At 71.6% G+C, this 13,337-nt stretch carries 6 protein-coding genes; 1 reads left to right on the forward strand and 5 read right to left on the reverse strand.

The features are described 5' to 3' along the window. Positions 1-58: 58 nt before the first annotated feature. The 3 genes from ACWGI6_RS16450 to ACWGI6_RS16460 all read right to left on the reverse strand — a co-directional run bounded on the left by ACWGI6_RS16450 (position 59) and on the right by ACWGI6_RS16460 (position 8,056). Positions 59-6,400 carry an SDR family NAD(P)-dependent oxidoreductase gene (locus tag ACWGI6_RS16450; protein WP_453268143.1) on the reverse strand — a complete coding sequence of 2,114 codons (6,342 nt, stop codon included), beginning with the start codon at positions 6,398-6,400 and terminating at the stop codon, positions 59-61. A gap of 35 nt (positions 6,401-6,435) precedes the next feature. Further along, entirely contained in the window at positions 6,436-7,719 is a 1,284-nt protein-coding gene (locus ACWGI6_RS16455) for a beta-ketoacyl synthase N-terminal-like domain-containing protein (protein ID WP_453268184.1), read from the reverse strand. Positions 7,720-7,849: 130 nt separating this feature from the next. Next, complete coding sequence (locus tag ACWGI6_RS16460) at positions 7,850-8,056, reverse strand: DUF5988 family protein (protein WP_393906218.1); 207 nt, start codon at positions 8,054-8,056, stop codon at positions 7,850-7,852. A 1,597-nt stretch (positions 8,057-9,653) separates the two neighbouring features. Here ACWGI6_RS16460 and ACWGI6_RS16465 point away from each other — a divergent pair. After that, positions 9,654-10,703 (forward strand): tyrosine-type recombinase/integrase, encoded by a 1,050-nt coding sequence (locus tag ACWGI6_RS16465; RefSeq protein WP_453268144.1) that lies wholly within the window; start codon positions 9,654-9,656, stop codon positions 10,701-10,703. Positions 10,704-10,795: 92 nt separating this feature from the next. Here ACWGI6_RS16465 and ACWGI6_RS16470 read toward each other — a convergent pair whose 3' ends face one another. Beyond that, positions 10,796-11,614, reverse strand: a complete 819-nt coding sequence (locus tag ACWGI6_RS16470; RefSeq protein ID WP_453268145.1) for an IPT/TIG domain-containing protein — start codon at positions 11,612-11,614, stop codon at positions 10,796-10,798. Between the two features lie 342 nt (positions 11,615-11,956). Continuing rightward, positions 11,957-13,303 carry an FAD-dependent monooxygenase gene (locus ACWGI6_RS16475; protein ID WP_453268146.1) on the reverse strand — a complete coding sequence of 449 codons (1,347 nt, stop codon included), beginning with the start codon at positions 13,301-13,303 and terminating at the stop codon, positions 11,957-11,959. Positions 13,304-13,337: the final 34 nt, after the last annotated feature.

Genomic DNA, 13,337 nt, shown 5'->3' on the forward strand with positions numbered 1-13,337 from the left:
CGCCCGGCGGGCCGTTGAACAGCCCGCCGGGCGTATGCGATCCCCGGTGACCCGCGCCCTAGTTCGCGGTCAGCTCCAGGCCCAGCTGCTCGGCGACACCGGCGGCGAGAGCGGCGAGGGTCGGATGTTCCCAGACGAAGTTTCTCGGCAGGGAGAGGGCGAAGGAGCGGTCGATGCGCACCCGCAGCTCCATGGCCAGGAGGGAGTCGAATCCCAGCGACTTCAGCGGCGTCTGCGGGTCGAGCGAGCTCTCCCCCAGCCGCAGCACGTCACGCACGTGCCCCGCCAGATGCTCTTCCAGCGCGGCCCGTCTGGCCATGCCGGGAGGCAGTGCGGTGAGCCGGGCACGCATGTCCTCGGCCTCCTCGGGCGGCGGGGTCCGGTCCGGCGGTGCCTGCCCGGACACCTGGCTGAAGAACGGGAGATGACGGCCGGCCGGCGGAATCCAGGTGTCCGGCGGGCCGGGAAGCACCCCGGTCTGCACCCGCCGGCGGGCCAGCAGCGTCCGCAGCGCCGCCAGGCCGTGGTCCGTGGGAATGGTGCGGTATCCGCGGCGGCTGAAGTCGGTGGCGACACCGATCTCGCCCCACGGCCCCCAGTTGACCGCCACGGTGGGCAGCCCCTGTTCGGAGCGCCAGGCCGCGAATCCGTCGAGCCAGGAGTTCGCCGCCGCATAGGCGCCCTGACCGGGGTTGCCCAGCAGCGAGGCCATCGAGGAGAACGCCGCGAACCAGTCCAACGGGTGCCCCTCCGTGGCGTGGTGGAGATGCCAGGCCCCGACGACCTTCGGCATCCAGACCCGTTCCAGCTGCTCGTCGGCCACGTTGGTGATCACGGCGTCGTCCAGCACCATGGCGCAGTGCACCACCCCGCGCAGCCGGAATCCGTCGGTCACCGCGGTGGACACCAGCCGCTGCGCGACATCCGGATCGGCGATGTCCCCCAGGACCACCGACACCTTCGCGGTCCGCCCGATCACCGTGGCGAGCGTCTGCGCGACCTCGGGGGGCGGGGCGCTGCGGCCGTTGAGCACAAGGTGGCCGGCGCCGTGTGCCGCGAGCCATTTCGCGGTGGCCAGGCCCAGGCCGCGCAGACCGCCGGTGACGATATAGGCACCGCCCTCCTCCACGGGCATGTCCATCTCGGGCAGCACCGCGGGGGCGTCACCCTCGCCGGGCACGGTCAGCACCAGCTTGCCGATGTGGTCGGCGGCCGCCATGGTGCGGAAGGCCGTGGTGGCCTCCGCGAGCGGATACTCCGTGCAGTGCAGGGGTTTGAGCCGCCCCTCCTCGAACGCGCCGAGCACCTCCCTCCACACCGAGGCGAAGGTATCGGGGCGGTTGCGGTGCAGCTCGATCAGGTCGACGGTGCTCAGGGTGATGTTGTGCCGCAGCGGCAGCATTCCCAGCGGAGCGTCCGCCATGATGTCGCGCACCCCCAGCTCCACGAACCGGCCGAAGGGGCGCAGTGTCTCCAGGCCCGTGCGGATGGCCGCGCCGGACAGCGAGTTGAGGACGACATCGACGCCTTCTCCGTTCGTCGCCTCGCGGGTGCGTTCGCCGAATTCCAGCGTGCGGGAGTCCATGACGTGGCTGATGCCCATGCCCCGCAGAAAGCGGCGCTTGTCCTCGCTGCCGGCCGTGGCCAGCACCTCGGCGCCCAGCAGCCGGGCCACCGCGATCGCCGCCAGACCGGTGCCGCCGGTGGCCGAGTGGATCAGCACCCGCTCACCGGCGGCGAGCCGGGCGACCGAGCGCAGCGCGTACCAGGCGGTCAGGAAGGCGATCGGCAGCCCGGCCGCGGCGACCGGCTCGATGCCGAACGGGATGGGAGCGACCGCCTCGGCGGGCAGCGTCAGGAAGGACCCGAACGCTCCGCCGCGCAGATCGACGGCGAGCACCTCGTCCCCGACCTGTGGGCGCTCCACCCCGGCGCCGACCGCGCTCACCACACCGGAGCATTCGAAGCCGATCCGGTAGCGGACGTCCAGGTCGCCGGGGAGCAGGCCCATCGCCGTGAGCACATCGCGGAAGTTCAGGCCGGCGGCGGTGACCCGCACCTCGACCTCGCCGGGCGCCGGTGCGCGCCGGCCGGTGGCGGCGTACTCCAGGCTCGACAGATCGCCCAGCCGGCTCGCGCGCAGCCGGAAGCCGTCCGCGCCGTAGCGCACGGTGCAGGGGGTGGCGGCCCGGTCCTGCCCGCCGTTCGGCGCGGCATGTTCCAGGCGGGCGACGTGCCGGCTGCCCGCGCGCAGGGCGACCTCGTCGTCCTCCGCGTCCGCCAGCAGTTCCAGGGCCACTTCCTCGGGATCGGCGTCGTGCGGGTCGGCGTCCACCAGCACCGGCCGGATCTCGGGGTGTTCCAGCGCGCCGACCCGCAGCAGTCCGCGCACCGCGCTCTGCCCGAGGTCGACCTCGTCGCCCGGCAGCACGCTGCGGGCGCCCCGTGTGACGACGTACAGACGCGGCGACGAGGAGCCGGCGGTGATCGCCTGCACCGCGCCGAGCAGCCGGCGGGTGCGCCACAAGGACTGCACGGCGGGCTCGCCGCCCTGGGCGCGTCCGCACACCAGCACCACCCCGCGCGGCGTTTCGAGGGTGGCGGCCAGGCGGCCGGTGAGGGCATCGCGGAACACCCCGAGCGAGGTGTCGTCGAGCGGACGGTCCCAGACCACCGTGCGGGCGCAGCGGGAGCGCAGCGCAGCGGCCAGCGCCTGGGCCGAGCCGTCCGCTTCGCCCACGATGACCCAGCTCCCCGGTGCATGGCCACCGTCCGGAGTCGCACGGGGTGCGGACTTCCAGCCGATTTCGAGGAGCCAGTCGTCGATCTCCGGAGTGTCGCGTACGGCCCGCCGTGCGAAGCGCAGACCGTTGACGACGAGGACCACGGCGCCGCTGTCGTCCAGGAGACGCACATTGGCCACGATGGCCTGCGCGGTGATCTCGCTGACGTGGGCGTGGCAGTACACGGCACTCGCGGGATCGCCGAGGATGCGTACCGCCTGCATGCTCACCGGCAGCACCAGTGACTGGTCGTCCTCGTTGATCAGGGGCGCCACGGCGAGCTGGGCGCAGACGTCGAGGAGGACGGGATGGACCGGCAGACCGGGGGGCGGGGTGCAGGCCTGGGGCGGGACCCCGACCTTGGCCCAGAAGCTGTCGTTGTGGCGGCCGGTGTGCAGTTCGAGCACACCGGTGAACGCCGGGCCGTGCTCCAGACCGCGCCGGCGCAGGCTGTCGTAGAGGGCGGCCGGCTCCAGGGACAGCGGGTGGCGCAGGCTCATGGCGTCGACGGATCTGGGCCGCAGCTCGGGCCGTACGCTCAGCCGGTGCAGCACCGCGTCCGCCTGCACCTCCCAGTCGCCCGTCTCGTTCCGGGCGAGGACCTCGCACTGCGCCCGGTCCGGTGCGGTCATCGTCACGACGGTGGAGACCTCGGTCTCCGCCTCCAGCCGCAGCAGCTGGGTGAAGTGGACGTCGGTGACCTCCACTTCGTGCGGTGCCGCGCCGAAGACCTCGCAGGCGGCCGAGAGCGCCAGTGCGCAGTGCGCCGCCCCCGGGAAGACCGCGTTGCCGTGCACCCGGTGGTCCCCGAGCCAGGGCAGCGCCTCGGTGCCGGTGTCGGCGCGCCAGCAGTGCCGCACGGGTTCGCCGGGGAATTCGGTGTGGTGGCCGGGCAGCTGTGCCCGGGGGGCGGCGTCGGCGGCTTCCGTGGAAGGGGCGGCGTCGGCCCAGTGGTGGCGGCGGTCGAAGGTGACGGTGGGGGCGTCCACGAGGCTGCCCTCGCCGTAGAGCTGCCGCCAGTTCACGGGCACGGCGGCGCAGTGCAGTGCGGCGAGCTGGGTGCGGAAGGTGGCCTGCTCGTCCTCCTCACGGCGCAGCGTGGGCAGGACGACGGGGTCCGTGACGAGACCGGCCAGGCTCCGTTCGACGGAGTGGGTGACCACGGGGTGCGGTGAGATCTCGGTGTAGACCATGTGCCGGTCGGCCGCCGCGGCCGCCACCGCCTCGGCGAAACGCACCGGGCGGCGCAGGTTGTCGCACCAGTAGTCGGCGTCGAAGGCCGGCGTCTCGCCTGCTTCGACGACCGTCGAGTAGAACGGCACCTTGGGCGAGCGGGGATCGAGACCGGCCAGGGCCGACCGCAGGGCCGGCAGCACCGGGTCCACCAGCGGACAGTGCGAGGCGACGTCCACGGCGATCGGGAACACCGGGATCTTCCGGGCCTCCCAGGCGGCGGCCAGCCGGCTCACCTCCGTGGTCCTTCCGGCCACGACGGTGGAGTCGGGTGCGGAGAGGACGGCGACCGACACGGTGTCGGCCGCGCTCTCCGCGAGTTCTTCCCGCACGGTGGCGGCGTCCAGGCCGACGCTCAGCATGCTGCCGGAGCCCGCGATATCGCTCAGCAGCCCGGAGCGCCGGCAGATCACCCGGACCCCGTCGGCCAGGGTCAGCGCCCCGGCCACCACAGCCGCCGCGACCTCGCCCATGGAGTGCCCGATGACCGCGGCGGGTTCGACGCCGTACGAGCGCCAAGTGGCGGCGAGGGCGATCTGGAGCGCGAACAGGACCGGCTGCACGGTGCCGCACCCGTGGACCGGCTGACCGCGCCGCACCACGTCGAGCACGCAGACCTCGCTCTGTGCCTTGATGAGCTCGTCGACCTCGGTCAGCGCGTCGAGGAACGCCGGTTCGGTCTTGAGCAGTTGGCGCCCCATGCCGGGCCACTGGGAGCCCTGGCCGGAGAACACCCACACCGGCTGCCGCTCCACGGCGGCGCCCACGGCGCCGGTCACGACCGCCGGGTTCCGCTGCCCGGCCGCGAAGGACCGCAGGGAAGTGACGAGTTCCCGGCGTGCGGAGGCCACCACGCCCAGCCGTCCGCGGCCCGCGCAGCGCCGGAGAGCGAGGGTGTGCGCGAGGTCGCGCAGCGGCACGTTCGCGCCGTCGCCCTCCATCCAGTCCGCGAGCCGGGTGGCCGCGGCCGGCAGGACCTCCGATGAGCCGGCCGACACGAGGAAGACCTCGGACGGCCCCTGGGCCGGCCGCCCGGAGCCCTGGTGCCGGGCGGCCGGCCGTTCCGGAGCCTGCTCCAGCAGGACGTGGGCGTTGGTTCCCGAGAAGCCGAAGGAGGACACGGCGGCCAGCCGGGTGACCGTCCTCAGGGGCCAGGCGGACAGCTCGGTGGGGACGAAGAAGCGGGTGCCCGCCGCGGAGATGGCGGGGTTCCAGCGCCGGAAGTGCAGATTGGCCGGGATGGTGCCGCGTTGCAGGCACAGCACGCTTTTGATCAGTCCGGTGATTCCGGCGGCCGGTTCCAGATGCCCCACGTTGGTCTTCACCGAGGTCAGGGCGCAACGGCCCGGCCCGTTGCCGTAGACGCCGGCGAGGCTGGCGAACTCGATCGGGTCCCCCACCGGGGTGCCCGTGCCGTGGGCCTCCACCATGCCCACGTCCCGCGGGTCGACGCCGGCCTGCCGGAGGGCCTCCTGGTAGAGGGCCGTCTGGGCGGTCACCGACGGGGCGGCCAGCCCTTCGGACGAGCCGTCCTGGTTGACGGCCGAGCCGCGCAGCACCGCCAGGACCCGGTCACCGTCCCTTACGGCGTCAGAGAGACGTTTCAGCACCACGACGCCACAGCCTTCGCCCCGGACGAACCCGTCGGCGTCGGCGTCGAAGGTCCGGCAGCGCCCGCCGGCCGACAGCATGCCCATCCTGGCGAAGGACCGGGTGATGCGCGGCTGGAAGCTCAGCGTGACGCCGCCGGCGAGCGCGAGGTCGCACTCACCGGCCATCAGCGCCCGGCGTGCCATGTGCACGGCCACCAGCGAGGAGGAACAGGCGGTGTCCAGCGCCACACACGGTCCCTGCAGACCGAGCAGATAGGAGATCCGGCCGGCGGCCACGCAGTGGCCGTTGGTCAGGATCGACCCCTCCAGTTCCTGTGGCTGCCCGGCCAGCCGGTCCATGTAGTCGCTGTAGCTGATCCCGGCGAAGACGGCCGTGGGGGTGCCGTTCATCCGGTCCGGTGGCAGGCCGGCGTGTTCCAGGGCCTCCCAGGTGACTTCCAGCAGCAGGCGGTGCTGGGGGTCCAGGACGTCGGCCTCCCGTCCGGCGACACCGAAGAACGCGGCGTCGAAGCCCGTCACCTCGCGCAGGAAGCCGCCCTGACGGGGTGTCGGTGCTCTGCTCCCCGGCCCCGGGGAGTCCTCGGGGACAAGGCGCCGGCGCTCCGGGGGCAGTTCGCCCACCGCGTCCCGCTCCTCGACCAGCAGCCGCCACAGGGCGGCGGGCGAGTCGGTGTCGCCGGGGAGCCGGCATCCCATGCCGATCACCGCGATCTGGTCCGTCTCGTGGGTGGGTCGCATCTCGGCTGTCGAGCCGTGCATGTCGTTGCTCATCGGGTCTCCGTACGTGGGAGGTGATCTGCCCGTGGTCACACGGCTTCCGGACTGCCGAGGAGAATGGCGTTCTTCACACCGCCGACCTGGTAGTTGAAGCTCAGCGCGTAGTCGAAGTCGAGCGGCCGCGGCCGCACGCCGGGGACCGGGTCGAAGGGCAGCCCGTCGGCCGGCTGCTCGCAGTTGGCGGTGGGGCAGACCTGCCCTCGCTCCATCATCATCAGCGTCATGGCGACGCCCAGGCAGCCGGCCGGTGCGCCGTTGTGGCCGAAGCAGCCCTCCTGAGACGTCATCAGGACGTCGTTGTCCGGGCCGTACAGCTCCTTGATGGCGTTCGCCTCGAAGGCGGTGACGATGACATTGCCGTCGCTGCCGCCGTGGACGTACGGCACATCGCCGATCCGCCACCGCTCACCGAGGCAGCGGCGGACGGCGGTGACGAGTTCCGCGCCGGTCTCGTCACACGCGAGGGGGTTGGCCAGCCCGTCCCTGGTCATGGCGGTGGCCAGCACCTGGCCGTAGATGTGCGCACCGCGCCGGGCGGCGTGCTCCCGGCTTTCCAGGATCACGGTCGCCGCGCCCTCGCCGTGGTTGATGCAGTCCGCCCGGCGGTCGTAGGGCCGCATGAGGGAGCTGAAGGACGGCAGCAGTTCCGGCATGTCGGTCGTGCGGAGCGCGTCGTAGGTCTGCTGGGCCCCGCTCAGCAGCCGCTGGATGTTCTGGATGAGGTGGACGTTGAAGACGTCGACGCCGGTCACGACCGCGACATCGACCTCGCCGCGGGCGATCAACCGCCGGGCGTTGCCGATCTGTACGGCGGACGAGGCGCAGCCGCACGAGACGGTGTAGCAGGGGCCGTTGGACTGCGTCAGCGCCGCTTGTACCAATGCGACATCGGAGGGTGTCACGGCTTGCTGGGCCGCGACGAACAACTCCATGGCCTCCGGTGCGGAGGTCTTTCCGGGATCGGCACTCAGCACCGAAAGATAGCTTTCGACATTGGAGTCCACACCCCCGCGCCCGACCAGAATGGCGGCTTCACTCAGTGCACCGCCACAGAAAGTCAGCCCGGCATCGGTGGTGGCTTCCGCCATCGATACCAGACCGAAACGGTGCGCCGAGGTGTAATGCTGGGAGAAGAACGGCGGAACGTCCGGGAGACGCTCGTCGAACATCTCCTGGGTGAGCTGGACCGAGCCGTAGTAGACCTCGTCACGCTTGAGGCAGGATTGGCCGTTGGAGACGACGTCCCACATGTCGTCGGCGGTGAAGACCGGCTCCGTACGACCGGGCAGACAGAATCCGACACCGGTCACCACAACATTCCGGTCGTCGCTTCGGCTTTCGTCTTTACCAGATTCTCGGTTCACGACAGGACTCCGTCCCTCACGCGGTTCAACATGATCGTTCTCCTCTGCACATCTCTTTCTTCTTCGGGACGCACAGCACCTACTCGGCGATTCTTGTGCGGTAACACCAGCGGTACACGGGGACCGGCTCTCCGCCCAAGTCCGCGTATTCGCCGTAGAATTCGAAACGCTCGTACCCGTTGCCCCGCAGGATCCTTATGGGATCGCCCGCATTGTCGCGCGCATGCTGCGGCAGGGCGTTTCCCTCCGGCCCGTCGACGAGGATCACCATTCTTCTTTGCGCCATGCTGACCTCCGGTGTTCTGTCGCAGTGGGTTTTCTGGGGGAAGGCTTCAGATGTGCGGTCGGGGGAACCCGGCTGCGGATCACTGCGGGGCGGCTGCCGGGCCGGGCCCGGACGGCTGCGGGGAGTGCGCCGGGCTGCCCCGGGACGCGGTGGAACGGTGGCCGGCCGGCCTCAGGCGGCCGGCTCTGTCCCGTGGCGGAAGACGGGCAGGGGGGCGCCGGCAGGGCGCGGGGCCGGGCGCGGGGTACCGCCCGGGACCACTGCGCCCGTGGGGAGCGCCGGACGGGAGCCGCGGCGGAGGTCCCCTACGGGACCGGCGGGGTGGCCGACGGGGTGGCCGGCGACGCCGCCGGCGGTCGTCGGCACGCTTCCGTTGCCGGAGGTGAGGCCTCCGCCACGGAGGGAGTAATGCGCCTTCAGCGCAGCGCAGTTGACCGGTGCCGCCGGGCCATGAGGGGCGGTGGCGGTGGGCAGCTGCGACGGGGGAACCGGCGTGGCGTCGTGCGGGAGCCCTGCGGAGCCGGCGCTCTTGTCGTACGGAGCGCGGGGCGGACAGCTGCGGGACGGCGCCGGCGCCGCTGCGCCGTTGCCGGCCGCGAGTGTCGCGTCGCCGGCGGTGACGAGAGTGATTTCCGAGCCGGGCGGCGGGGTCGTGAGGGTCGCGTCACCGCCGGACCGGGCAACTGCCGGTGCTGTCACGGTGAGGCCCGGGGTCAAGGCGCGTGGACCGTTGACCCAGCGAATAATGGAAATGGTTCGCATGAAGCCCCCTGACCGAATGTGGGGGCCGATCAGCCGGTACCGACGTATCGGTACCGGCTGACGGATCCAAAACCCTCTACCGGGGACGCCCATACGGCATCTCGGTCTGACCGCAACCAGGCGCTGGGCCGGGCCAACGGGTAGGCCAGGTGCCGCTCCCCGGAGAGGATGGGCGGCCCACCGGTTGGATGCGACTAGTTATCCATGCGGTTCGGCGGGCTACAACAGTCAACCGATAAGGCCACCCGTTCGGAGCAGCGCGAAAAGAAGCAACTCGTACCAACTTGCGCAATGGCCGGAGGAGATGCCTTTATTCCACTCATGACTGATGAAGCGTTTGATTGCTCACTGCTCCTGCTCGGTGGCGCTGTAGAACCGTGCGCAGCAGCAAGCTCGCCGCTTGTCATTCTTGTGCGTGGGACGCAGCGACAACCGGCCTGCTGCCAATAGGAGGCGCCGGACCGGCGACGACCGGACGCCGGAAGTCACTGCGGCACCGGCAACGCCCTCGCCGCTCGCACAACTTCCTTCCAGCATAACCAAGTTGAAGATGGTATTCAAAATCCTTCCGTACCGGTGACGCAGTCGCGGCAGGATGCCGGTACGGGCCGTGCATGCCGGAGAGTCGGCTCTTTTGCCGACCATGGACGGCTGTTGTTCCCCTCCTCGGCGGACAGCACGTCAAAGCGCTCTCCGCCGGGGCCCGCAGTTCACCGCACCGTCCGCAGGCATGAAGTCATCGCCATTCCTCGACGCCGGTATCGCGCTCACGACGAATCACGCCATCAGTACCGGGCGACCGAATAACTCCTCAGCAGACAAGGGTGATTCGACAATGAACCATAACGCCGGGGGCCGGTTTCCGGAGGAGGCCGACACCCACACGATGTCACTCGCCGACTACGGGGAACGGAGGTGGCCGGCAGCGATGCACGGCCTGGAAACCCTGACCATGTCCCCCTACCAGGCCGGGTGGCGGTTGCGTGTCGTTCCCAGCATCGGGCAGGTCCTCATCCGGAAGGTCACCCGCCGCGTCGTCAACCGTGCGCTGCACTGCTGGATCGCCGACGAGTGCGGCCTGTCGACGGTGAAGAACAGCCTCGCCGTCCTCGTCCGGGTCCTGGAACAGGCCGTGCGGGACGGGGTACTGGACGCCAATCCGGCCCGGGTGTCCGGCTGGCAGCAGGAGTACCAGCGGGCCCAGACCGAACGCACCGCTCCGAGGGCGCTGGCCCTGCCGGACGTACCCGCGCTGGAGCGGCTGGCGACCACCCTGGTCCAGCGGTCCTCGGACGGCTATGAGGGGTGGGGCGACATCGTCCGGTTCGCCGCCTGGACCGGTACCCGCTTCAGCGAGGTGTCCGCCCTGCAGGCCCAGGACATCGATATGAGCACCTGGACCTGGCAGGTCCAGCGCTTCACCGTGCACGAGCCCGAGGGCCTGGACGACCGCGCCTGCCGCGGCAGACACCAGCGGGTGGTGCCGCTGCGGCCCGCCGTGCGGGAACTGGCGGCCGGCCGGCTGGAGGCGGCACGTCACACACCCGTGGCGCGGCTGTTCACCGGTCCGCACCGGAGCCGGTTCACCGCCGCGGTACTGCGGGACACGACCCGCTGGGACGACGTGGTGGCCGAACTCGGTCACGAGTACCTCCGACGCCAGGATCTGCGGCACACCGGGCTGACATGGATGGCGGATGCCGGGCTTCCGTTGCCCTTGCTGTGCGGCGCCGCCGGGCGCCCTCCGCAGGACGCCCGGCGGTACCTGCCCCCCGACGGGCCGCTGCGGTCCGCGGAGAGCCATGGGGAGCCACCGGCGAGTCCGGCCCCCGCCCGTACGACGGGCGGGGGCCGCACCGTTTTCCGGCGCCCCCCTACGGGGTGACAGCTCCGAGCTGCCCGGACGGGTCCGGGCGGGCCGAGTGCGGCCGGCGGACCTCGGCCGGGAGCCGGGCCGTCATCGGGTGCACCGGGCCGTCACAGGTAGGTGAACGACCCGGCGTTGGCGGTGCCACCCGCCGTCTGGACGGTCACCTGCACGGTCGACCCGACCGTGCCCGGCGGGACGACCCCGGTCAGGGACGTGCCGCCCCCGTTGACCACCACGCCGGTGGCCGCCGCGGCCCCGAAGAGCACGGTCGCCCCGAACAGGTTGGTCCCGACGATGCTGAACGTGGCACCCGCTGCCGCCGAGGACGGCGACACCGTTCCGGTGACCGTCGGAGGCGCCGGGTAGTAGGTGTAGCCGCCCGGGACGGCCGTGCTGCCGCCCGCGGTCGTCACCACGACCGGGACGTTGCCTCCTGCGGGCGGTCCCGCGGGGGTGACACCGAACAGGACGCTGCCGGTGGGGTCCGTGCCCACGACGGTGGCGGCATTGCCCCCGATGGTGACGGTGGCACCCTGCAGGCCGGTACCGGCGATGACGAACGTGGTGCCGCCCGCGGTCGGCCCCGAGTTGGGGGTGATGGCCGCGGCCGTCGGCGGGACTGACGCCACGTACACGTATGTCGCCGGGTTGCTGGTACCGCTACCGGTGGTGACGGTGACCTGTACGGCGCCCGCGGCGTGCGCCGGGGCCAGGACCGTGACGGTCAGCCCCAGCGGGTCCTGCCCGACGACGGTCGCCGACGACGTTCCGAAAAGGACATTGGTGGCGCCGGCGAGGCCGAGCCCGACGAGCTGCACGGTGTTGCCGCCCGTGATCGGCCCCGAGTTCGGCAGTACGCCGAGCAGCACGGGCCCGAACGGCAACGGGGAGGCCGGCAGCGCCGGCTGAACGGTGGGTGTGGACATGGAGGTCCTCCTGCTGTCTGAGCTCGTTGCTCGGCCCGCTCGTGGCAGAGATGGCTCACAAGCCGGGATCCGAGCACTGGCAGCAGCCGGCCGTGGAGGAGGACGACACAGACGGCGCACAGTGGCCGGTCACACCCGTGCGGTGCACAAGGGCCGTCGTGCTGCTGACCGTCCTTCGGACCCCGCACAGCGAAGAGGGCTGGAGGGTGGGCCGACTGCGGAAGCCCGAGGGGGATGGACGGCCCACCGACCAGGCAGCACCAGTAACCCAGAAGAGGTGACACCGGGCAATCGCCTTGACGCCGAAAACACCCATTCGGCTCAGCTCGAAAAGCGGCCGGTTCACCACCTCGCCAAGCCGGCGGCCGCGACCAGTGCGGGGTAGTCGTCCGGCGTGATGGCGGCGGAGATGTCGTGGCCCTGTTGCAGCATGGCGGCGACGGCGGCCGGGGTGTTCAGGGCGGCGTTGCGGGCGTCGATCGCTTCCTGGGTGGCCGGGGCCAGGAACTCACCGGCGCCACGGCCGCCTTGCTGGCACTCGGTCACATAGGGGCGCAGCTTCTGTTCATAGCGGGCGAAGGCCGTCCGGTGGTCGCCTTCGGCGAGGGCGAGTTCTCCGGCGAGGACATAGGCGCCGATGATCGCCGCGCCGGTGCCCATGCCACCGACCGTGGCGCCATGGGCGGCGTCGCCGAGAAGGGCGATGCGGCCCGTGGACCAGTTCGGTACATCGGCGCGGCTGATGGAGTCGAAGTAGAGGTCATCGGCCTTCCCGAGCGTTTCGATGAGCTCCGGTGTCCGCCAGCCGGCGCCTTCGTAGGCCCGGGCTATCGCCCGCTTCTGCGCACGAGGGTCGCGCCGGTCGTGGATCAGCTCCTCCTCGGAGGCGAAGACACAGAAGGCTTCGCCCGCGTAGCCCGGCTCTTCGGTGCGGCGGGGGGTGCGGCCGACGGTTGCCAGGCGGCCGGGTTCGCCGTAGCCGACCGCGCGGGCGCCGAGGTCTCCGGCGTCCTCGGGCAGGTCCCAGGCGGCGACGTAGTAGCCGAGGTGGCGGACGAACTCCTTCTCGGGGCCGAAGGCGAGCCGGCGCACGGTGGAGTGCAGACCGTCGGCGCCGATCACGAGGTCGAAGGTGCGCGGCGCGCCCCGTTCGAAGGTGACGTGGACGCCGTCGGCGGTCTCGGTGAGCGAGGAGACGGAGTCGCCGAAGAGGTACTCGGGCCGGACGAGGTCCTCGGGCGGGCCGCCGGGGGTGTGGTGGGTGCCGGGCGGGGTCAGGCTGTGCCGGTAGAGGATGCGGGAGAGCTCCGAGCGGAGTATCTCGACCTCGCCGCCGGTGAATTCGGGTGGCAGCGCGGCCAGGGGGCGGCCTTGGCCGTCGATGAAGGTCAGTGGCGTGCCGCCGCCCGTGCTGTGGCTTCGGATGTCGTCCAGGACACCCATGCGTTCCAGGACCGTCAGCTGTGTCGCCCCGCGGAAGTCGACCGCGAAGCCGCCGCCGCGCAGGGCGGGAGCCACCTCGATCACGGTGGGCCGGAAACCGTAGCGGCCGAGCCAGTGGGCCAGGGCCGGGCCGGCCACGCTGGCGCCGGAGATCAGAACTGAGCGCTGTGGTGGCGCCGTTCGCCGCCCCGGCGTCCGGCCGGGCCGGACCGCACCCTCGCGCCCCGCCGTCGTTTCGTACGTCATCGCATGCTCCCCCGTCGGTCCGTCGTACTGACGA

This window comes from Streptomyces sp. NPDC054786 (assembly GCF_053611685.1).

What these genes read in the sequence shown, in the direction of transcription:
- ACWGI6_RS16470 (WP_453268145.1), bottom strand. Translation starts at nt 11,614, where the DNA reads ATGTCCACACCCACCGTTCAGCCGGCGCTGCCGGCCTCCCCGTTGCCG.
- ACWGI6_RS16450 (WP_453268143.1), bottom strand. Translation starts at nt 6,400, where the DNA reads ATGAGCAACGACATGCACGGCTCGACAGCCGAGATGCGACCCACCCAC.
- ACWGI6_RS16465 (WP_453268144.1), top strand. Translation starts at nt 9,654, where the DNA reads ATGAACCATAACGCCGGGGGCCGGTTTCCGGAGGAGGCCGACACCCAC.
- ACWGI6_RS16460 (WP_393906218.1), bottom strand. Translation starts at nt 8,056, where the DNA reads ATGGCGCAAAGAAGAATGGTGATCCTCGTCGACGGGCCGGAGGGAAAC.
- ACWGI6_RS16475 (WP_453268146.1), bottom strand. Translation starts at nt 13,303, where the DNA reads ATGACGTACGAAACGACGGCGGGGCGCGAGGGTGCGGTCCGGCCCGGC.